The 19519-nt window shown below is 62.9% G+C and carries 21 protein-coding genes; 12 read left to right on the top strand and 9 right to left on the bottom strand.

Annotated features, from left to right (window positions below; all coding sequences use genetic code 11):
• Positions 1-2 precede the first annotated feature (2 nt).
• Positions 3-443 carry a hypothetical protein gene (locus AC1D05_RS06340; RefSeq protein WP_477439253.1) on the bottom strand — a complete coding sequence of 147 codons (441 nt, stop codon included), beginning with the start codon at positions 441-443 and terminating at the stop codon, positions 3-5.
• On the opposite strand from AC1D05_RS06340, the gene AC1D05_RS06345 reads away from it, so the two are divergent.
• Positions 411-914 carry a class I SAM-dependent methyltransferase gene (locus AC1D05_RS06345; RefSeq protein WP_477439255.1) on the top strand — a complete coding sequence of 168 codons (504 nt, stop codon included), beginning with the start codon at positions 411-413 and terminating at the stop codon, positions 912-914. The two genes, AC1D05_RS06340 and AC1D05_RS06345, sit on opposite strands and share 33 nt — an antisense overlap.
• Here the strand turns inward: AC1D05_RS06345 and AC1D05_RS06350 are convergent.
• The 3 genes from AC1D05_RS06350 to AC1D05_RS06360 form a co-directional block, all read right to left on the bottom strand.
• Positions 899-2116 (bottom strand): NAD(P)-binding domain-containing protein, encoded by a 1218-nt coding sequence (locus tag AC1D05_RS06350; protein WP_477439257.1) that lies wholly within the window; start codon positions 2114-2116, stop codon positions 899-901. The two genes, AC1D05_RS06345 and AC1D05_RS06350, sit on opposite strands and share 16 nt — an antisense overlap.
• A 112-nt stretch (positions 2117-2228) precedes the next feature.
• The gene (locus AC1D05_RS06355) at positions 2229-3458 is read right to left on the bottom strand and encodes a carboxylate--amine ligase (protein WP_477439259.1); all 1230 of its coding nucleotides are present in this window, start codon (positions 3456-3458) and stop codon (positions 2229-2231) included.
• A gap of 241 nt (positions 3459-3699) precedes the next feature.
• Positions 3700-4131: a L,D-transpeptidase gene (locus AC1D05_RS06360; RefSeq protein WP_477439260.1), complete on the bottom strand. Its 432-nt coding sequence runs from the start codon at positions 4129-4131 to the stop codon at positions 3700-3702.
• Positions 4132-4352: 221 nt separating this feature from the next.
• Here AC1D05_RS06360 and AC1D05_RS06365 point away from each other — a divergent pair, with 221 nt between their 5' ends.
• From AC1D05_RS06365 to AC1D05_RS06385, 5 genes are all read left to right on the top strand, one after another.
• Positions 4353-5630: an acetylornithine deacetylase/succinyl-diaminopimelate desuccinylase family protein gene (locus tag AC1D05_RS06365; RefSeq protein ID WP_477439262.1), complete on the top strand. Its 1278-nt coding sequence runs from the start codon at positions 4353-4355 to the stop codon at positions 5628-5630.
• Between the two features lie 124 nt (positions 5631-5754).
• Positions 5755-7233, top strand: a complete 1479-nt coding sequence (locus AC1D05_RS06370; protein ID WP_477439264.1) for an ABC transporter substrate-binding protein — start codon at positions 5755-5757, stop codon at positions 7231-7233.
• A 79-nt stretch (positions 7234-7312) separates the two neighbouring features.
• Positions 7313-8260: an ABC transporter permease gene (locus AC1D05_RS06375; RefSeq protein ID WP_477439266.1), complete on the top strand. Its 948-nt coding sequence runs from the start codon at positions 7313-7315 to the stop codon at positions 8258-8260.
• Positions 8257-9126, top strand: a complete 870-nt coding sequence (locus AC1D05_RS06380) for an ABC transporter permease (protein ID WP_477439268.1) — start codon at positions 8257-8259, stop codon at positions 9124-9126. Before AC1D05_RS06375 ends, AC1D05_RS06380 begins: the two co-directional genes overlap by 4 nt.
• Positions 9123-10745 (top strand): ABC transporter ATP-binding protein, encoded by a 1623-nt coding sequence (locus AC1D05_RS06385; RefSeq protein ID WP_477439270.1) that lies wholly within the window; start codon positions 9123-9125, stop codon positions 10743-10745. Before AC1D05_RS06380 ends, AC1D05_RS06385 begins: the two co-directional genes overlap by 4 nt.
• Positions 10746-10760: 15 nt before the next feature.
• Here AC1D05_RS06385 and AC1D05_RS06390 read toward each other — a convergent pair whose 3' ends face one another.
• Positions 10761-11192 carry a TerB family tellurite resistance protein gene (locus AC1D05_RS06390; RefSeq protein WP_477439272.1) on the bottom strand — a complete coding sequence of 144 codons (432 nt, stop codon included), beginning with the start codon at positions 11190-11192 and terminating at the stop codon, positions 10761-10763.
• Positions 11193-11339: 147 nt separating this feature from the next.
• Here AC1D05_RS06390 and AC1D05_RS06395 point away from each other — a divergent pair, with 147 nt between their 5' ends.
• The 4 genes from AC1D05_RS06395 (at position 11340) to AC1D05_RS06410 (ending at position 13877) form a co-directional block, all read left to right on the top strand.
• Positions 11340-12125 carry a TSUP family transporter gene (locus AC1D05_RS06395; RefSeq protein ID WP_477439274.1) on the top strand — a complete coding sequence of 262 codons (786 nt, stop codon included), beginning with the start codon at positions 11340-11342 and terminating at the stop codon, positions 12123-12125.
• Positions 12126-12166: 41 nt separating this feature from the next.
• Positions 12167-12337, top strand: a complete 171-nt coding sequence (locus AC1D05_RS06400) for a hypothetical protein (protein WP_081850490.1) — start codon at positions 12167-12169, stop codon at positions 12335-12337.
• Positions 12338-12499: 162 nt separating this feature from the next.
• Entirely contained in the window at positions 12500-13330 is an 831-nt protein-coding gene (locus AC1D05_RS06405; protein ID WP_477439276.1) for a helix-turn-helix domain-containing protein, read from the top strand.
• Between the two features lie 127 nt (positions 13331-13457).
• A complete protein-coding gene (locus AC1D05_RS06410; protein WP_477439277.1) occupies positions 13458-13877 on the top strand; it encodes a VOC family protein in 420 nt (139 codons plus the stop codon).
• Positions 13878-13884: 7 nt separating this feature from the next.
• Here the strand turns inward: AC1D05_RS06410 and AC1D05_RS06415 are convergent, their stop codons facing one another.
• Positions 13885-15360, bottom strand: a complete 1476-nt coding sequence (locus AC1D05_RS06415) for a cobyric acid synthase (RefSeq protein ID WP_477439279.1) — start codon at positions 15358-15360, stop codon at positions 13885-13887.
• Complete coding sequence (locus AC1D05_RS06420) at positions 15360-15974, bottom strand: dimethylsulfonioproprionate lyase family protein (RefSeq protein ID WP_477439280.1); 615 nt, start codon at positions 15972-15974, stop codon at positions 15360-15362. The genes AC1D05_RS06415 and AC1D05_RS06420 overlap by 1 nt, the downstream gene beginning before the upstream one ends.
• Before the next feature lie 144 nt (positions 15975-16118).
• Here AC1D05_RS06420 and AC1D05_RS06425 point away from each other — a divergent pair, with 144 nt between their 5' ends.
• Both AC1D05_RS06425 and mmsB read left to right on the top strand, forming a co-directional pair.
• Positions 16119-17285, top strand: coding sequence for an isobutyryl-CoA dehydrogenase (locus AC1D05_RS06425; protein WP_477439282.1), 1167 nt, complete (start codon positions 16119-16121; stop codon positions 17283-17285).
• A gap of 25 nt (positions 17286-17310) precedes the next feature.
• Entirely contained in the window at positions 17311-18195 is an 885-nt protein-coding gene (gene mmsB, locus AC1D05_RS06430) for a 3-hydroxyisobutyrate dehydrogenase (protein WP_477439284.1), read from the top strand.
• A gap of 280 nt (positions 18196-18475) precedes the next feature.
• Here mmsB and AC1D05_RS06435 read toward each other — a convergent pair whose 3' ends face one another.
• Both AC1D05_RS06435 and AC1D05_RS06440 read right to left on the bottom strand, forming a co-directional pair.
• Entirely contained in the window at positions 18476-19120 is a 645-nt protein-coding gene (locus tag AC1D05_RS06435; RefSeq protein WP_477439286.1) for a cytochrome c oxidase assembly factor Coa1 family protein, read from the bottom strand.
• Positions 19121-19205: 85 nt separating this feature from the next.
• Positions 19206-19511 carry a hypothetical protein gene (locus AC1D05_RS06440; protein WP_477439288.1) on the bottom strand — a complete coding sequence of 102 codons (306 nt, stop codon included), beginning with the start codon at positions 19509-19511 and terminating at the stop codon, positions 19206-19208.
• Positions 19512-19519: the final 8 nt, after the last annotated feature.

Genomic DNA, 19519 nt, shown 5'->3' on the forward strand with positions numbered 1-19519 from the left:
CTTTACTGGTCAGGGAATCTTAAACCGGCGCGGTGCAGATACCCCAGGAGATGTTCATCGACTGGGATGGAGCCCGTGGCATGACGAATATCGAGATGCCGCGTCTGGATCGGGATGGCCTCGAAGATCGTTCGGTCGGTCGTCTTGGCCGAGTATGGTCCCATCTCCGTCAGCATGGCTTGCTGGAGCCAATAAGGCTCATTCACCGGCATGGGCTCGGCGCAAGCGTTGGCTTTGTCCGGCGCAACATCAGGCATATCCTGGCCGACCGTCTCGCCCGGAAATGGGATCGCCGGCACGGCGTCGATACGGCCGGCTCGATCCAGCTCGGTGCGCTGACTGTCGTCGGGCCGCACCGCGCAAAGGGCAACGAAGCCGTCTGCACGTCGCCCAGAACCTTCGATTTCATCATGAAGTCGCTGCCCCGCGATCTCCATGACCATGCATTCATCGACATCGGCTCCGGAAAATCACGAACGCTTTTGCTGGCGTCGCGATATCCGTTCGCGGAGATCATCGGCGTGGAGTTCGCTAGGGAATTGGTGGACATCGCCCGAAGCAACTTCGAGCGTTTCAGGGATCCGTCGCAGAAATGCCGGGCCCTCAGCGTCGTCGAGGCCGATGCGGCGGCTTACGATTTTCCCGGAGTGCCCCTGGTGGTCTATTTCTACAACCCCTTTTCAAAGGACGTTTTCGATATCGTGCTGAAAAATCTCGTGTCGTCGCTCGAACGCCACCCGCGGGATTGTGTCGTCGTCTACGGAAGCTCGAGCCACCGCGCCATTGACTGGGCGAAGCCCGCAATCCGCGATACCGGTATTTTCAGGGAATTGTCCGTGCCGGCGATGCCCGGCTTCCTCGATGCGATCCGGCCGATCGACTATGCGGTGTTTCAGGTTCAGGCAGCAGTGTAGCTTCTGTCCTTGGCTCTTTGAATGAAACGCGCGACCGTGCGCGCGGCAAACGGTGTGCCGGCGGTGAACCGCATCAGCGGGCCGAAACTGCCGACCGCGCTGGCGCCGACGAAATGCAGGCCGGGGATGCTGGATTCGAATCCCGCGGAAAGCAGGGGCAATCCCTCCCGGCGTGCAATCGCGGCAAGCGTGTCGGGTGCGAACAGACCGAGCTTGGCGATATCGATCCGGTAGCCCGTGCCGAGCAGGACGTGATCGAAGGTGGCGGCACCCTTCTCGAACCGCAGTTCAATGGCATTGCCCTTGGCGGACGCACTGATGATCCTGCTGCCGGCATTGACCTTTATGCCGTCGAAATCCGGCTTCAACCAGCCCGTCGCGCCGGCGCCGAGGCTGCGCCGGTTGAGCCCGGCCCGGGCTGCTTCCGGAAACCGATGCACGAAGCCTGGGACTTCGACCAGCCAGGAAATCGGGAACGGGCCGACCCTGGAAGGCGATGCGAGCCGTTCCGAAAGAAAGTCGCGCAAGCTCCAGCTCTGCTTTCCCGACAGCGCCCGATACCCCAGCCAATGGATGTCGCCATGGCAGATGAGCTCGACATCGGCCCCGCTGCGTTTGAGCAGCGCCGCGGATTCACAGGCGCTTTGCCCCCGCCCGATGACGGCGACGCGCTTGCCACGGAAGGCCTCATAACCAGTATGTTCGCTGGCATGACTGACCAGTTCGCGAGGAATTCCGTCAAAGACGGCGGGGATCAGCTGCTGGTTCATCAGGCCGGTGGCAACGACGACGCGGCGCGCCTTGACGGCATCGCCGTCAACCAGCGCCAGACGAAATCCGCCGTCCGCCTTCTCAACGCGGCCTACCCTGCGCGTGTCCAGATCCGGAACCACCTGGGCCTGGATCCACAATCCATAGTCGACGAAGTTTTCGAGCAGCAGCGGTTCACGGGGCGAAATTCCGAGGACTTTCGCGTAGGAATCGAGCGAGAGCGGACCTTTCGCGTAGCCGATATAGGTCGCGTGCCAGGGCGAGCGCAGCCGCATGCCTCTCGGCATGTGATCGCGCCAGAACGACATCGCCCCGCCGAGTGTGAGCGTATCGACGCCTGTCGCCTTGAGGGAAGACGCAACGGCCAGCCCAAAAGGACCAGCACCGATCACGGCCACCTCGCAGTCGGTCCTGGGCATGGGAGCGGTCATCTCAGTGGTCTCGCCTGTCGGTTTCTGCAGCCGTGGAACTCACTCAGTCACGCCGCCGTCCTAAACATTGCCCGGTTAAGATTGCGGAAAGAGAGGCCAGGTATTGCCTTGCTCACAACAGCCGAAGTAGTCGCCGCGTCAGCACTCGCCAGCCCGTCAAGGGCACGTCGATCAGACCCGGCATCGGGTCCTTTGCTTGGAATGTCGCCCACGCTCGCACTTTGGCAAATGAGCTGAAATAGGCCCGCTTCGTCAGCCGGCCGCTCGAGATCAGCTTGCCGGCCGCCACAATATCCCGAACCAGATACATCCAGGACGTATTGTGCCGCACAGCAGCTGTCTTTACCGTTTGGCCCGATTTGATTGCCCAAAGCATGGCGCCGAGATCGACGCCGGCGGCGGCGCCCAGCCCAAACCATGTCCAGGGTCGTGGATTGACGTCGAGCACCTTCATCGAGCCATCGCGCGCGTCGCGCTTGAATTCGACCTCGACCAGTCCGTGATGCGCGATCGACCCAAGCAGCCGGCGCGCAGCCTCGATCAATTGCGGTTCGTCGACGACCTCCACGAAGGTGCTGGTATAGCCGAAATCGACCGGATATTGGCGCGTGCGGCGGGCGGTGAATTCCGCCACCGGCGCGCCCTCGTTCCAGAGCGCCGCGTAGGAGAACTGCCCCTCTCCTCCACCCGATATCAATTCCTGAACGACGACATTCTCACTGCCGATTTCTTCGGCAGCCCATCTGAAGGCTGTCAAAAACGATGCCTTATCATGGGTGAGAACGGCCTTGGCGCGCGCAAAACGGCTGCGCCCGCCCATGTTCGGCTTCAGGATAACAGGAAAGCGAAGCTCGGCTGCCGCCGCCTGCTCAAGCGACGTGACCTCATAAGTCAACGGAACGGCAAGCCCCAGTTCGTGCGCCCGGCGGTAGAGAAGCGGCTTTTCACAAACCCATTTCAGTTGCTGCCATGGCGGCAGCACCACGTCGAATACGGCGGACAGCCGGTCGATCGACTGCGATACAAAACGAACTTCGGGGTCACCGCCGGCGATCAGCAGAAAGCCGTCAAGCCGCTGAACCTTGGCCAGATCGAGCAGGAAGGCCACGGCACCATCGTCATCGGGACCCGGCCACGTCATTGTCCGGCGGGCATACCGCGAAAAGCTGGGCAACGGCGTGTCGTTGCTCACCAGCCAGACGGGCACCTTCTGCATGCCCAAGCTCCTGGCCAGCGCCAGCGTCCCGTGCGCCCCGCCAAGAATGAGCACCCCGGCGGGCCGACTGGGAACACGATCGTCCGTCTCTGGCTGGGGATGCATCTTCAATTCCGGCAACGGCACGCAATGGCAAGTTTCCCGGCGAACCGATTGACCGCCTGCAATATTTAAGCAAACTCTAATAATTCAAACCGCCCGGTCTGCTGATTGTCCTCAGTCAGGCGATGGCATGGAAAGCACACCCCATATCCCTCGGCAATAGCTGCCGACATCGGAACAGGTAAAACCGTGGCCGATTGTTGTTGCCATCAGTAGAAAGTCTCGCGTCGGGCTCCGGCCCGGCAACGAGAATTCGCGTTTGCTGCTAGTTCGTGACCACAATGCGCGTATTGCCGAAGCCCACTTCCCGCACCATCGAATAGAAGGCCGCAGCATTGGCCGTGTGCAGCCGCACGCAGCCATGCGAGGCCGGGCGGCCGAGTTGCCTGACGGCGCCCGTGCCATGGATGGCATAGCCGCCGTGGAAGAACACGGAATAAGGCATCGGCGACATATGGTACTTTTTCGAATACCACATCCGCGCCGTGCGCTGCGGCCGGTACGTGCCGCGCGGCGTGAAATAGCCGGGGCGCGCGGTGGACACGGTCCACCGATAGACCTCCAGGCCATATCTGACCGTCATCGTCTGCGACGACACGTCGATATTTGCTTCCAACATGGCCGCGTAGCTTGCGGCCGGCGCACCAAACAGCGCGGTTGCCAACATCGCCGCTGCGACTAGAAAAGACTTCTTCATGCGACCAAACCCCTTTGATTGCCCTTACCTGTCTGCCCTCACGATGTTTTTCATCTTTTTAATGGCAGGTGAACGGGATACCACACACTCCTTGATCAATTCCCCAATCCGAAGCAGCGAATTTGAACGATTTCCCGCGATAGTTGCCGCAACGACACGTCGCACGGACTTGATTGCTGGCGGGCTTGCAATGCAACGTCGTTCTTTGCTCAACTCTGCTGATGAACGAACGACTCCTTCAAGCAATCGATGATAGGCGCGATGAAGTCGTCGCGCTGACCGCCGACCTCATCCGTTTTCCGACCATCAATCCGCCTGGCGAGGCCTACCGGCCATGCGCCGAATATATCGGCGCGCGGCTGAAGAAGCGCGGCTTCGAGACCGAATTCATCCGCGCCGAAGGCACGCCCGGCGACACCGATCGCTACCCGCGCGTCAATGTCATGGCCCGTTTCGACGGCCGCTCGCCCGGTGCCTGCGTCCATTTCAATTCGCATATCGACGTGGTCGAGGCTGGCGACGGCTGGAGCGTCGATCCCTTTGCCGGCATCGTCAAGGACGGCAGGGTCTATGGCCGCGGCGCCTGCGACATGAAGGGCGGCCTGGCCGCCTCGATCATCGCCGCCGAAGCCTTCATGGAAGTCTATCCCGACTTTCCCGGCGCCATCGAAATATCGGGCACGGTCGATGAAGAATCCGGCGGCTTCGGCGGCGTCGCCCATCTGGCCAAGCTCGGCTATTTCTCGAAACCCAGGGTCGACCACGTCATCATCCCCGAACCGCTCAACAAGGACCGCATCTGCCTTGGCCATCGCGGTGTTTGGTGGGCGGAGATCGAGACCAAGGGCGAGATCGCGCACGGTTCGATGCCGTTTCTCGGCGACAATGCAGTGCGCCATATGGGCGCCGTGCTCAGGGCTTTCGAGGACGAGCTGTTCCCGGCGCTCGACCGCAAGATGACGCGCATGCCGGTCGTGCCCGAAGGTGCAAAACGCTCGACCATGAACATCAATTCCATCCATGGCGGCCAGACAGAGGATTTCCGGCCCGGCCTGCCCTCGCCCAACGTGCCCGATTCCTGCCGGCTGACCATCGACCGCCGCTTCCTGCTTGAGGAAGATCTCGCCACGGTCAAAGGCGAAGTGACCGGTATTCTCGAGCGGCTGAAGCGCGAGCGCAAAAAATTCGATTATGAGATCCGCGACCTGATGGAGGTACTGCCGCTGATGACCGAGCGCGATGCGCCGGTGGTCAAGGCGGTGGCGCAAGGCATCATGGCCATCTTCGACCGTGAGCCCGACTACGTCATCTCGCCCGGCACCTACGACCAGAAGCACATAGCCCGCATCGGCCATATCTACGACTGCATCGCCTATGGCCCCGGCATTCTCGACCTCGCCCATCGGCCGGACGAATGGGTCGGCATAGAGGACATGGTGGAATCGGCCAAGGTGATGGCGATCGGGCTCAACGTGCTGCTGCGCGGCACAACTGGATGAGCGGCCTCAAGCGCAAAAACATTTCTCCTGGCGCGATGCGACAGCACGAAACGCAATTTACTCCCGCGCGAAATCACGCTTCTATCCGCCGGCTTGAGCATTTGAGCACATTGGGAGTTCAGCGATGAAACTTTGGAAGACCCTTCTGGCCGCTGCCGTGCTGGCGTTCGCAACCGCCACTTCGGCGTTTGCCGCCCGGACCGATCTCGTCATCGGCATTCCGCTTGAACCCCCGCATCTCGACCCGACGGCGGGAGCGGCCGCGGCGATCAGGGAGGTCACCTACGCCAATGTGTTCGAGGGCCTGACCCGGATCGGCCCCAATGGCGAGGTTCTGCCGGATCTCGCCGAAAGCTGGACCATCTCCGATGACGGCAAGGTCTACACCTTCAAGCTGCACACCGGCGTGAAATTCCACGACGGCGCCGATTTCAGCGCCGACGACGTGAAGTTCTCGCTCGACCGTGCCCGCGCGGAAAACTCCCTCAATGCGCAAAAGCAGCTGTTTGCCGCCATCGACAAGGTCGACGTGGTCGACCCCGCCACCGTGAAGGTGACGCTCACCCACCCGCAGGGCTCGTTCCTCTACAATATGGGCTGGGGCGACGCGGTGATCGTGTCGCCGAAGTCCGCCGACACCAACAAGGAAAAGCCTGTTGGCACCGGCCCCTTCAAATTCGACAGCTGGGCCAAGGGTTCATCGGTCACCCTGGTGAAAACAGACCATTACTGGGGCGCCCCTGCTTTCCTCGAAAAGGTCGAGTTCCGCATCGTTCCCGATGCCGCGGCGGCGGTGCCGGCGCTGCTGTCCGGCGACATACAGGCTTTCCCCTTCTTCGATCCCGACAGCGTTTCTCAGGTCAAGGATGATCCGCGCTTCAAGGTCGTGGTCGGCGCGACCGAAGGCGAGACCATCCTGTCCATCAACAACAAGAAGCCACCCTTCGACAAGCTGCAGGTGCGGCAGGCGATCTCCTACGCGCTCGACCGCAAGGCGATCATCGACGGCGCCTCGGCCGGGCTTGGCCTGCCGATCGGCTCGCACATGTCGCCGGCCAATAAATATTATGTCGACCTCACCGGCCGCTATCCGCACGACGTGGCCAAGGCCAAGGAATTGCTCAAGGAGGCGGGACTGGAGAACGGCTTCAAGGCCACGTTGAAGCTGCCGCCGACGTCCTATGCACGGCTCGGTGGCGAGATCATCGCCTCGGAGCTCCGCGATGTCGGCATCGACCTCGAGATCATCCCCGTCGAGTGGGCGCAGTGGCTGGACCAGGTGTTCACCAAGAAGGACTACGACCTGACCATCGTCTCCCATACCGAGCCGAACGACATCGATATCTACTCCCGCAAGGACTACTACTTCAATTACGACAACCCCACCTTCAACAAGGTCATTGCCGACCTGGAACTGACGTCCGACGAGGCCAAGCGCAAGGAGTTGTATGTGCAAGCGCAGAAGATCCTGGCCGACAATGCCGTGGTCGGTTTCCTCTACGAACTGCCCAAGGTCGGGGTCTGGGACGCCAAGCTGCAAGGGCTGTGGGAAAACGCACCGATTCCCGCCAACGACCTGACCAAGGTGAAGTGGTCCGATTGATTTCGCCCTTCCGAGAAATGAGTGGCTCCGGAAGCAAAACGGCTTCCGGAGCCTGCCTTTTTCCGGCACGTTGGAACGGATGACCGCCTATCTCCTCAAGCGCCTGGCCATCTCCCTTGCCACGCTGGTCTTGGCCTCCATCGTGGTGTTCGCAGTGCTCGAAATCCTGCCAGGCGATCCGGCGCGGCTGATGCTGGGCATGAACGCCAGCGCCGACCAGGTCGAACTCCTGCGCAACCAGATGGGTCTCAACGCGCCGCTTGCCCTGCGCTATCTGCACTGGGCCGGCGGCCTGCTCAGCCTCGATTTCGGCCGCTCCTACACCTATTCCGTGCCGGTCATCGATCTCGTGCGCGAACGGCTAGCCGTGTCTCTGCCGCTGGCACTGATCGCGCTCGCGCTCTCCACCCTCATCGCCATTCCCGTCGGCCTGTTTTCCGCCAGCCGGCGTGGACGAGCCGGCGATACGATTTCCATGGGTGCGGCACAGCTTGGCGTCGCCGTGCCCAATTTCTGGTTCGCACTGATGCTGATCTACGTCTTCGCCGTCTGGCTACGACTGGTACCGGCCGGCGGCTTTCCCGGCTGGGGCGCCGGCATCTGGCCGGCGCTGAAATCGCTGCTGCTGCCGGCGATCGCGCTTGCCTTGCCGCAGGCGGCGATCCTGGCGCGCGTGACCCGCTCGGCGCTGATCGAGGTGCTGAACGAGGACTATATCCGCACCGCCCGCGCCAAGGGCCTGCCCTATCGCGCCGTGCTGTGGCGGCACGCACTGCGCAACGCCATGATCCCGGTGCTAACCATTCTCGGCCTGCAATTCGCCTTCCTGCTCGCCGGTACCATCATCATCGAGAATGTCTTTTATCTGCCCGGCCTCGGCCGTCTGGTGTTCCAGGCGATCACCCAGCGCGACCTGATCGTCGTTGAAAGCGTCGTCATGCTGCTGGTCGCCGCCGTCATTGCCGTCAACCTCGTCGTCGACCTTTCCTATGCGGTCGTCGATCCGCGCCTGAGAAGCCGGCAATGACGCTGCACATCGACATCCCCGAAGAGACGTTCAGCTCCATCCTGGCCAAGGCTTTCAGGAACACCGCTTTCGTAACCGGCTTCGTCATCACCTTGCTGATCCTGGCGATGGCGCTCGTCTCCTATATCTGGACGCCGTACGATGTGACAAAGCTGGTCATAGCCGACAAAACGCAAGGTCCCTCGCTGGCGCATTGGTTCGGCACCGACCATTTCGGCCGTGACATCCTGTCGATGATCATGGTCGGCGCCCGCAATTCGATCGCCGTGGCGCTGGTCGCGGTCGGCATCGGCATGGGCATCGGCGTGCCGCTCGGCGCCTTTGCCGCCGCGCGCGGCGGCTTGGTCGACGAGGCGCTGATGCGCATCAACGATCTCGTCTTCGCCTTCCCTGCACTGCTGTCGGCGATCATGATCACCGCCATTTTCGGGCCGGGCGCCGTCAATGCCATCATCGCCATCGGCATCTTCAACATTCCGGTGTTTGCCCGCGTCGCCCGCGCCGGCGCGCTGGCGATCTGGCCGCGCGAGTTCATCCTTGCCGCGCGTGCCGCGGGAAAGAGCAGCACGCAGATATCGATCGAACATGTGCTGCCCAACATTGCCACGCTGCTGCTGGTGCAAGGCACTATCCAGTTCGCGTTGGGCATCCTGGCCGAAGCCGGGCTTTCCTATCTCGGCCTCGGCGCGCAGCCGCCGATGCCGAGCTGGGGCCGCATGCTGTTCGACGCCCAGACGCGCATGGTGGTGGCGCCGTGGATGGCGATCTTTCCCGGCATGGCGATCGTCATCACCGTGCTCGGCCTGAACCTGCTGGGCGACGGCATCGCCGACATCCTCGACCCGAAATCGCGGCGGCAGCGATGAGCTTGCTGGAGATCGAGAACCTGTCGTTGGCGATCGGCGACACGCCGATCCTGAAGGGGGTCGAACTCTCCGTCGCGCCCGCAGAGGTGATGGGGCTGGTCGGCGAATCCGGCTCCGGCAAATCTATGACCGCGCTGACGCTCATGCAGCTCTTGCCACACGCCGCTCGCGCCACCGGTCGCGTCACCTTCGACGGTATCGACATTCTCGGAGCAACCGAGGACCAGATGTGCGCGCTGCGCGGCGACGACATAGGCATGGTGTTCCAGGAGCCGATGACGGCCCTCAATCCCGTCAAGACCATCGGCGAACAGGTGGCCGAAGGCATACGCTGGCACACCAAGGCCACGCGCGCGGCGGCTGAAGAGCGGGCGCGAAAAATGCTCGACCGGGTTGGCCTGCCCGAAGCAAAATTCCCGCTGTCGCGCTATCCGCATGAACTCTCCGGCGGCCAGCGCCAGCGTGTCGTCATCGCCATCGCTTGCGCGCTGAAACCCAAGCTCTTGATCGCCGACGAGCCGACGACGGCGCTCGACGTGGTGCTGCAGGCACAAATCCTCGACCTCTTGCGCGATCTCGTCGCGGAGAGCCGCATGGGCCTGCTGCTGATCTCGCACGACCTTGCGGTGGTGACCGAGATGGCCGACCGCATCACCATCCTGCGCCATGGCGAGGTGATGGAGGCCGGCGACACGGCGCGCACGCTGTCGGCGCAACTCCACCCCTACACGCGCCAGCTGGCGCAGGCTTCGATGCATGTGCCGGCGCGCGCCAAGGTTCACGCCGTCGGATCGGCCAAGCCGCTGCTTGAGGTCGAAGGCGTGACGCGCGATTATCCGGGCCGGCGCACCTCTCTGTTCAGGCGCGCCGCACCGATCCGCGCCGTGGACGACGTATCGCTGTCGATGGCGCCGGGCCAATCGGTAGCGCTGGTCGGCCGCTCCGGTTGCGGCAAGTCCACGCTTGCCCGCATGATCCTGGCGCTCGACAAGCCCAGCTCGGGCACGATCCGATTTCGCGGCGAAACCATCACCGGCAAGGGCGAAGCCGAATTGAAGCCGGCCAGGCGCGACATGCAGGTTGTCTTCCAGGACCCCTACGGCTCCTTCGATCCACGCCAAAAGGTCGAAAAACTGGTCGCGGAACCTCTGCATGTGCTGGACAAGAAACCGCCACGCGCCGAGCGCCGCGAGATGGTGGCGCACGCGCTGCACGAGGTCGGCCTCGACCAGCGCGACATGGACAAATACCCGCACGAATTTTCCGGCGGCCAGCGCCAGCGCCTGTCGATCGCCCGCGCCATCATCACCCGCCCCAAGCTGGTCGTCGCCGACGAACCCGTCTCGGCGCTCGATGTCTCGATCCGTGCGCAAATCCTCGATCTGTTCGCCGAGCTCAACCAGAAGCTCGGCATCGCCTATCTCTTCATCACCCACGACCTGACCGTCGCCCGTGCCATCACCGACGAGGTGCTGGTCATGCATGACGGCAAGATCGTCGAGCGCGGCAAGACCAGCGAGGTGCTGGATCATCCGCAATCCGAAGCAGCCAATGCGCTGGTCGCCGCGGCTCCTGATCTGCATCGGGCGATCGCCCGACGGATGCAGGAACAGGGGTGACCGGTTTGTTTGTCCCTATTCTTCCGGCTTCACCACATCGACCGGGCTGATGTCGAGCAGGTCGAGCGTGCGGCGCAAGAGGCGCACCTCGCTCTCGGCCAGTTGCGAATCCGCCTTGGCGATCTCCGCCATGTGCTGGGCCAATTGCTTGCGCCGTTCGACGTCGAGGTCGCGAAACAGCGCGATTGCTTGCGAGCCGTTGGTCTCGTAGCCGAACTCGTTGAGATATTCGATGACGGCGTCGACGCTGGTTTCCTGAATGCCGAAGGCGTCCTTGCAGATGCGCCGGAAGGCAACCATCTCGCTCTCGCTGACCGTCCCGTCGGCGAGGATCATGCGGAACAGCATCAGCAGTTCGGCCGACAGGACAGGATCGTCGGCGACCTTGCGCACACCGGGGTCGCCGTCGAAGATGGAGCGTATCTGGTCCAGCAATGCGAATGCCATCGGGGCCTCTTTCCGGGTTAACTGCACACAAATAGAAATCCTAGCGCGATGCGCTTGGATAGAGGTAGCGCGGAATCGGCCTTGCGCAAACAGGGCTGTCGTGGTCGAACGCCGTTATCCCGCCGACCGGACGTCTCCGCATATCAGATGATCGACCTCACCACCCAGACAATCGCCATGCTCGCCTTCGCCGCCTTTGCCGCGGGCTTTGTCGATTCGATCGCCGGCGGCGGCGGGCTGATCACCATTCCGGCACTGCTGCTGGCCGGTTTCTCGCCGGTCGAGGCGCTTGGAACCAACAAGCTGCAAGGCATGTTCGGCTCCGGGTCGGCGACCATCCACTATGCCTCGAAAGGCCATGTCGACCTGCGCCGGCAATTGCCGTCTGCATTGCTGGCACTTGTTGGAAGTGCCATCGGCGCTTTGCTGGCCACCATCGTTCCGGGCGATCTCCTGCGCGCCCTGCTGCCGCTAGTGCTGATCGCCATCGCGCTCTATTTCGCGCTCAAGCCCAACATGAACGATGTCGACCGGGCCGAACGTCTGTCGCCATTCCTGTTCGGACTGACCCTGGTGCCGGCGATCGGCTTCTATGACGGCCTGTTCGGTCCCGGCGCCGGCTCCTTCTACATGCTGGCCTTCGTCGCGCTTGCCGGCTATGGCGTGCTCAAGGCGACGGCGCACACCAAGCTGCTCAATTTCGCCTCGAACATCGGCGGCTTCATCGTCTTTGCCGCTGTCGGCGTCATCTCCTGGAAGATCGGCCTGATGATGGGCGTTGCCCAGTTCCTCGGCGCCCGTGTCGGTGCGAGCCTCGCCATGCGCATCGGCGCCAGGCTGATCAAGCCGCTGCTGGTGATCGTCTGCGTGGCGCTGGCGGTGAAGCTGCTGGCCGATCCGGCCAATCCGCTGCGTGTCATGATCGGTGTGTGATAGACTGCCGCTGTTCGAATCATGTTGAGGAGGAGCCAAACATGAATCTCAGCGCACCCACACAGATCGTTTTCATCATTGCAGTTGTTATCGCCATCATTGGGGTTCTCGCAGCCCTCGGTATTCTGGCGTTCATTCCATTGGCCTCGGTCTGGATTGTGACCATCGCTTTCGTCGTGCTGGCCGGCGGCTGCCTGATGCGCGGCGCCTGACAAGTTTCCCTTGAAGTGGGGACTGGAAGCGCCCGGCCAAAAGCCGGGCGCTTTTGATTCCGGCCCATGGCTATCTCTTTGTTTTGACGCAATTCTGGACGGAAAACCGTCTCACACTTTTCCTGGAATTGCTGTAGATTTATCCCGGCGGAAGGATGGCCGATGCCGATCGAGATGCAGCGCCGGAAGGAACTGGACCGCTCCATCGCGGGGCGTTTCGAGATGCGCCGGCGCCTTGCCGATCCTGCACTTGATGGCGTTGTCACCGACATTTGCGGCTATCGCGAAACGGCGCCTGGCCATTTCCGCAATGTCGAATACGCCTCGCTGACCGTGCCGCTGGTCATCAGCTTCGCCGAGCCCTTCGCCATCGGCCTCGGCAAGACACCCGGCGACAATGACCGCTTCGCCAGCTTCGCCGCCGGCCTCTTTGCCGGGCCGGTGATGATCGAATCCTTCGGTGCCGCTTGCTGTGTGCAGATCAACTTCACCCCGCTTGGCGCGCGCCGCTTCTTCCGCCTGCCGATGAGCGAACTGACCGACAGCATGGTCGTCCTCGACAACGTGCTGGGCACCGAAGGCATGGCGCTGCGCGAACAGCTTGGCAACGCGCCGGACTGGACGACGCGTTTCGACCTAGCCGAAGCCTTCGTCACCGCCCGTCTTGCGAGCGCTGCCGAAACGCCGCTGGAAATCGCCTGGGCCTATGACCGCATCATCACATCGGGCGGCCGAACCCGCATTGCGTCGATCGCGGAACGACTGGGCTGGAGCCGCAAGCACCTCGCCGAAAAATTCACCGACGCAACCGGCATCGGCCCAAAAACGCTGTCACGCATCGTCCGCTTCAACCGGGCGCTCGGCCTGTCGCGGCAACAAACGGTGGACTGGGCCGATATCGCGGCCGATTGCGGCTATGCCGACCAGGCGCATCTGGTGCGCGAGTTCCGCGACCTTGCCGGCGAGACGCCGACGGCACTTGTCAGCAGGTAACATTTCTTCAAGACGCTGGAACGGCCTTCGAACAGAGTGATGCATGTCGCCCAAAAGTGCGCAGCGGTTTTGGGACAACGACATGCACAAACAGGATTCATCGACCAACCCAGATGAAGGAGTTCCCATGCCCACCACCACTGAAGCCCCCCGCCTCTACCCCGCTTTACGGTATAAAAACGCGGCGAAAATGATCGACTGGCTGGGCGAAGCCTTCGGCTTCAGCGTCCGCGCCCGCTATGGCGAAGGCGAAATCGTGCACCATGCAGAACTGGTCTTCGGTTCCTCGATGATCATGCTGGGCACGGTGCGCGACGACGACTACGGCAAGATGGTCGGTGAGCCCGGTTCCGGTGGCGGCAAGTCGATCTATATCGCCGTCGACGATGCCGACGCCGCCTATGCCAAGGCCAGGAAAGCCGGCGCCACGATCATCCAGGAACTGACGAACCGCGACTATGGCAGCCGCGAATTTATCTGCCGCGATCCGGAAGGCGGTGTCTGGTCGTTCGGCACCTACTGGCCGAAGGCGGCGGAGAAAGCGTAGGCCGGGTCTAACGCGCCAGCCCAAAGATCGCGTCGCAGTCGAGATGGGTCTCCAGCTCGGCCGCGACCTCGTCCAGCGCCCGTTCGACCTCGGCGCGATAGTCGATGCCGCCGCCCTTGATGCCGAGGCTTTCGAGGAATTTTCCGCGAAAGGCGTCGGCGCCGAACAGGCCATGCATATAGGTGCCCGACACCTTGCCATCAGCCGAGATCGCGCCGTCCGCGACACCATTGATGATCGCCGACGGCCGCATGGTGTCCGGGCCGGTGGTTCGGCCGAGATGGATTTCGTAGCCTTCGAGCGGCAGATCGAATTGGACCGAGCGCGCACTGACATTGCGCACCGTCTTCTCCGGTTCCATCACCGTTTCAATGTCGAGCAGGCCGAGCCCCTCAGCCTCGGTGACGCTGCCTTCGATGCCATCGGGATCGCGCACCCGACGGCCAAGCATCTGAAAACCGCCGCAAATGCCGACGACATGGCCGCCGCGCTTGCGGTGCGCGGCCAGATCCCGGTCCCAGCCATTCTCGCGGAATTTCAGGAGATCACCGATCGTCGACTTGGAGCCGGGAATGACCACCAGCCCGGCATCGGTCGGTAGCGGCTTGCCCGGCGGCACGAACACCACTTCGACCTGCGGTTCGGCTTTGAGCGGGTCGAGATCGTCGAAATTGGCGATGCGGCCAAGCATCGGCACCGCCACTTTCAGCGCGCGCGCCTCGCCGGATGCCAGCCGCTCCAGCACCACCGAATCCTCCGAGGGCAGCCGCGCCGCCGCCTTCAGCCACGGCACGACGCCAAAGCAGCGCCATCCCGTAAATGTTTCGATCGCCTTCAGGCCGTCATCGAACAGCGAGACATCGCCGCGAAACTTGTTGATGAGGTAGCCGACGATCATGCGCCGGTCTTCTTCCGGCAGGATCAGATGCGTTCCGGCGACCGAGGCGATAACGCCGCCGCGGTCGATGTCGCCGACCAGCACCACCGGCACATTGGCACGCGTGGCAAAGCCCATATTGGCGATGTCGCGGCTGCGAAGATTGATCTCGGCCGGCGAGCCGGCGCCCTCGACGATGACCAGATCGGCGCCCTCGCCGACCTTGGCCCAGGAGTCCAGCACGGCATTCATCAGCCGGCCCTTCAGCGCCTGGTAGTCGCGCGCCCGTGCCTCGCCGAATACCTTGCCCTGCACGATGACCTGCGCGCCGACATCGGTCTGCGGCTTGAGCAGCACCGGATTCATGTGGACCGATGGCGCGACCCCGCAAGCGATTGCCTGCAGCCATTGCGCGCGGCCGATCTCGCCGCCGCTTTTGCTGTTGTCGCCGGGAATATCGGCGACCGCCGCGTTGTTCGACATGTTCTGAGGCTTGAACGGCCGCACCTTGAGGCCACGATTCCTGGCGGCGCGGCACAGGCCTGCGACCAGCACCGTCTTGCCGACATCCGAACCCGTGCCTTGCAGCATGATCGCTTTGGCCATCAGTTCCGGCCCTGCGCCGTGGTTCCGGTGATCGTGGATTTCTGCGCCAGCGGCCCGCCGCGCCAGATGTAGAGCGCCAGAAGCGGCTCGTTGCCGGTTCGCATGGCGTGGTTGACATTGGAAGCGTGGTGCACGACCTCGCCGGCCTCCCGCTTGCGAAAACCGCCCTCGCCCATGCGCCATTCCGTACCGCCGGTCAGCGGAATGTAGATCTCCTCGGCGACATGATGGTGGTCGGGATAGATGATCCCAGGCCCAAGAATCAGCAGGCCGGCCGCCACCGCGTCATTGGCGAAATGGCCGCGTGTGCCGAACATTTCCAGCCAGCCGTAATTGTCGATGAAGGCTTTGCCGAAATCAGCCTCGGTGTAGGTCTGCCCCCAGCGCAATTGGTTGCGCTGCTTGGCAAGCACTTGCACCAGCGGCTTCGCAGCGATCGGCGCCAACTCTGCCGCGCGATCGAGATGACGCAGGCAGCCGAGCGGATGCGGCTCCAGCGCACGGGCCGCCATGTCCCAACCGATCCGCGCCACGGCGTCGCGGACCAGGGCGTCATCCACGGAAGCGAGATAGGCGTGGAAGCGCCGCAGCAGTTCATCAAATTTTGTCGTCACATCTCGCTCCGGACATGCATTGATGCACAGCCGCTCCGCAGGGGATCGGGTTGCGCGGCGGCATCATTGGTCTAGATTGGTGCGCGCGCAAAGCCAAAAACGACAGGCCAGCGGACTAGCTGGCCAGCACATAGGGAGCACGCCATGGACGCTGCGGTCGATGCGAGCACCAGCCAGTTCGAACTCAACGAGGAACAACGCGCCATCCAGGAGATGGCGCAGGCCTTCGCCGCCGACCGCGTCGCGCCGAACGCGCTCGACTGGGACCGCAGGAAGCACTTTCCCGCCGATGTGATCCGCGAGACAGGCCCGCTCGGCCTCGGCGGCATCTATGTCAGGGACGATGTCGGCGGCTCGGCGCTGGGCCGCCTCGACGCCGTGCTGATCTTCGAGGCGCTGTCGCATGCCGATCCGGCTTTCTCGTCCTTCATCTCGATCCACAACATGGTGGCCTCGATGATCGACCGTTTCGGCAATGAGGAGCAGCGCCAGCGCTTCCTGCCGAAGCTGACCTCGATGGAATGGCTAGCAAGCTACTGCCTGACCGAACCGGGCTCCGGCTCCGATGCCGCGGCGCTGAAGACACGCGCGGTGAAGAGCGGCGGCGACTATGTCCTCAACGGCGCCAAGCAGTTCATCTCCGGCGCCGGCGACAGCGATGTCTATGCCGTCATGGTGCGAACCGGCGCCGACGGGCCAAAGGGCATTTCCACTATCGTCGTGCCGAAAGATGCGCCCGGCCTCTCCTTCGGCGCCAACGAGCACAAGATGGGCTGGCATATGCAGTCGACCCGCCAGGTCATTTTCGAGGACTGCAAGGTGCCGGCGGAAAACCTTTTGTCGGGTGAAGGCGCCGGCTTCGGCATCGCCATGGCCGGGCTCGATGGCGGCCGGCTGAACATCGCCGCCTGTTCGCTGGGCGGCGCCCAATCGGCGCTCGACAAGGCGCTGTCCTACACGGCTGAGCGCAAGGCCTTCGGCTCGAAGATCAACCAGTTCCAGGCTTTGCAGTTCAGGCTGGCCGACATGGAGACCGAACTGCAGGCAGCGCGCATCTTCCTCTATGCGGCGGCCTCCAAGCTCGACCGCAAGGCGCCGGATGCCGGCAAATGGTCTGCCATGGCCAAGCGCTTCGTCACCGACACCGGCTTCACCGTCGCCAACGATGCGCTGCAACTGCTTGGCGGCTACGGCTATCTGCACGACTACGGCATCGAGAAACTGGTGCGCGACCTGCGCGTCCACCAGATCCTCGAAGGCACCAACGAGATCATGCGAGTCATTATCGCCCGCGCCCTGATTGGCCGTTGAGATCACCAGAATTCGGAGAGAGACAATGACGACGATTGCCTTCATCGGCCTCGGTAACATGGGCAATCCGATGGCAGCCAACCTAGTCAAGGCGGGGCATGCCGTGAACGGGTTCGATCTGGTGCCGGAAAACCTGGTAACCGCCAGGGAACATGGCGTGACCGTCATGGCCAATGCGCCGGCCGCAGTGAAGGACGCCGATGTGGTGATCACCATGCTGCCGGCCGGCAAGCACGTGCTGTCCGTCTACGAGGACATCGCGCCCAAGGCGAAAAAGGGCGCGCTGTTCATCGATTCCTCGACGATCGACGTCGACTCGGCGCGCAAGGCGCATGCGACGGCCGCAAAGCACGGCTTGCTGTCGATCGACGCACCGGTCTCCGGCGGCACCGGCGGTGCGACGGCTGGCACGCTGACCTTCATGGCCGGCGGCTCCGACGATGCCTTCGCCGCCGCCGAGCCGATCCTGAAGCCGATGGCAGGGCGGATCGTCCATTGCGGCGGCGATGGTGCCGGCCAGGCGGCAAAGATCTGCAACAACATGATCCTCGGCATTTCGATGATCGGCGTCGCCGAAGCCTTCGTGCTGGCGGAAAAGCTCGGCCTATCGCATCAGGCGCTGTTCGACGTCGCCTCGACCTCGTCAGGCCAGTGCTGGTCCTTGACCACCTATTGCCCGGTGCCCGGCCCGGTGCCCACCTCGCCCGCCAACAGGGATTACAGACCGGGCTTTGCCGCGGCCCTTATGCTGAAAGACCTGAAATTGTCCCAGGAAGCAGCACTTGCCGCGGGCGCGGTGACGCCGCTTGGCGCCGAGGCGGCACAGCTCTACGCCCTGTTCAACGCCCAGGGGCATGGCGGCGCCGATTTCTCCGGCATAATTAATTTTCTCAGGGGTAACCCAGCGTAACCAATGGATTTGATGGGCTTTTTCCGGAATCGTCGCACAGAAAACCCGCAAATTTAGATTTGCTTAAGCTCTCGATAACTCGGCGGTAACGATGTCCCTATAAAACGGATGGCGAGGCGGACATATCGCATCCGCCCGGCGCTCCGGATCAGGTCTCGCGTACCGGAGCCCGTAAGTTTCGCAGTGTTTCAGTAGCGAAGCGCCATGCGTATCTGGCAAAGCCGCGTTCCCGATGGAGCGCGGTTTTTGCGTTTCTGCCGCGTCATATCCAGGCTGATGTTTATATCCCGATCGCCGCGTTCGGAATTGGCACATGATCTTCGTTGGTCAATACGATCGGCGCATCCACCCCATCCACCCTGACCACCAGCAGGCGCATGCTCCATGTGCCTGCATTGCGAACCAAGCGGGAAAACACAGTGCCCTTGCCCTTGGCGCCATGGACGGGGATGCTGAACTGGGCGTCGCCCGCCCCGTTCGCGTTGACGCTGAGGCTGCCGCCAACCCAGAAATTGTCGGTCACATCGTCGCCGATCACGGCCTTAACGCGGGTGTCGGCGCCAATGGCATCCATGGTCATGTGGTAGGCATCACTGCCTTTGAGCATGAAGGGGACGCTGCCGACGATCGTCGCACAGCCCCCGATACTGACCACCCAGACGGCAAGGCCAGCGATCGCCCAGTTGCGCTGCGTCTTGCGGAATTGCTCAGCGTCGCGCCAGGCCCGGTTCTGCCAGGCCCAGCGGCTGCCACGGGCGCCAAGCACGAAGATCATGATGAGGTTGACGACAGGGATCAGCGCCAGCAGCGCGATGAAGGTGCTGTTGCCAATGCCCCAGATCCAGTTGAGGAAGAAGGCGCCCCAGTTCCAGCGGTCGAGTTCGGGCGGAATTTCAGCGGGCTGGTTGAGCGGTTGTCCGGCCATGAAATCCCCCATCGGTGCGTACGCCGATCGGTTCTAGCGCATGATCCCGACAATGCGCAAAATCAAAGTTCCGCCAGGCCTCATTTCAAGCCTTTGTCGACAGCCGGCGAAAATTCGCCTTCACCGCGCGGCTGGCCGGCTTCAGCCCGGCATTGATCGACCGCTCCGCCGCGACGCCGTTGAACAGCGACGGCGTGCGACCGGAAAGGAGTTCCGGCCAGAACCGCGATGCCGACTGCAGGAAAGACATCTGCGCCGCGAACGCGCCTTCGGCCATGGCCGCAGTCTTCTCGCTCACCGCGCGCGCGGTCTCGGTGCTCCAGGGCTGGCTGCTGCCGGCGTCCATCGCCATCAATGGCATACGCATCATTGCCACCAGCGGCGCCAGCATCAGGTCTC

Source organism: Mesorhizobium sp. P2_E9 (assembly GCF_056403815.1).

What these genes read in the sequence shown, in the direction of transcription:
- AC1D05_RS06345 (WP_477439255.1), top strand. Translation starts at nt 411, where the DNA reads ATGAAGTCGCTGCCCCGCGATCTCCATGACCATGCATTCATCGACATC.
- AC1D05_RS06340 (WP_477439253.1), bottom strand. Translation starts at nt 443, where the DNA reads ATGGTCATGGAGATCGCGGGGCAGCGACTTCATGATGAAATCGAAGGT.
- AC1D05_RS06350 (WP_477439257.1), bottom strand. Translation starts at nt 2,116, where the DNA reads ATGACCGCTCCCATGCCCAGGACCGACTGCGAGGTGGCCGTGATCGGT.
- AC1D05_RS06360 (WP_477439260.1), bottom strand. Translation starts at nt 4,131, where the DNA reads ATGAAGAAGTCTTTTCTAGTCGCAGCGGCGATGTTGGCAACCGCGCTG.
- AC1D05_RS06365 (WP_477439262.1), top strand. Translation starts at nt 4,353, where the DNA reads ATGAACGAACGACTCCTTCAAGCAATCGATGATAGGCGCGATGAAGTC.
- AC1D05_RS06370 (WP_477439264.1), top strand. Translation starts at nt 5,755, where the DNA reads ATGAAACTTTGGAAGACCCTTCTGGCCGCTGCCGTGCTGGCGTTCGCA.
- AC1D05_RS06375 (WP_477439266.1), top strand. Translation starts at nt 7,313, where the DNA reads ATGACCGCCTATCTCCTCAAGCGCCTGGCCATCTCCCTTGCCACGCTG.
- AC1D05_RS06380 (WP_477439268.1), top strand. Translation starts at nt 8,257, where the DNA reads ATGACGCTGCACATCGACATCCCCGAAGAGACGTTCAGCTCCATCCTG.
- AC1D05_RS06385 (WP_477439270.1), top strand. Translation starts at nt 9,123, where the DNA reads ATGAGCTTGCTGGAGATCGAGAACCTGTCGTTGGCGATCGGCGACACG.
- AC1D05_RS06390 (WP_477439272.1), bottom strand. Translation starts at nt 11,192, where the DNA reads ATGGCATTCGCATTGCTGGACCAGATACGCTCCATCTTCGACGGCGAC.
- AC1D05_RS06395 (WP_477439274.1), top strand. Translation starts at nt 11,340, where the DNA reads ATGATCGACCTCACCACCCAGACAATCGCCATGCTCGCCTTCGCCGCC.
- AC1D05_RS06400 (WP_081850490.1), top strand. Translation starts at nt 12,167, where the DNA reads ATGAATCTCAGCGCACCCACACAGATCGTTTTCATCATTGCAGTTGTT.
- AC1D05_RS06405 (WP_477439276.1), top strand. Translation starts at nt 12,500, where the DNA reads ATGCCGATCGAGATGCAGCGCCGGAAGGAACTGGACCGCTCCATCGCG.
- AC1D05_RS06410 (WP_477439277.1), top strand. Translation starts at nt 13,458, where the DNA reads ATGCCCACCACCACTGAAGCCCCCCGCCTCTACCCCGCTTTACGGTAT.
- AC1D05_RS06415 (WP_477439279.1), bottom strand. Translation starts at nt 15,360, where the DNA reads ATGGCCAAAGCGATCATGCTGCAAGGCACGGGTTCGGATGTCGGCAAG.
- AC1D05_RS06425 (WP_477439282.1), top strand. Translation starts at nt 16,119, where the DNA reads ATGGACGCTGCGGTCGATGCGAGCACCAGCCAGTTCGAACTCAACGAG.
- mmsB (WP_477439284.1), top strand. Translation starts at nt 17,311, where the DNA reads ATGACGACGATTGCCTTCATCGGCCTCGGTAACATGGGCAATCCGATG.
- AC1D05_RS06435 (WP_477439286.1), bottom strand. Translation starts at nt 19,120, where the DNA reads ATGGCCGGACAACCGCTCAACCAGCCCGCTGAAATTCCGCCCGAACTC.
- AC1D05_RS06440 (WP_477439288.1), bottom strand. Translation starts at nt 19,511, where the DNA reads ATGCTGGCGCCGCTGGTGGCAATGATGCGTATGCCATTGATGGCGATG.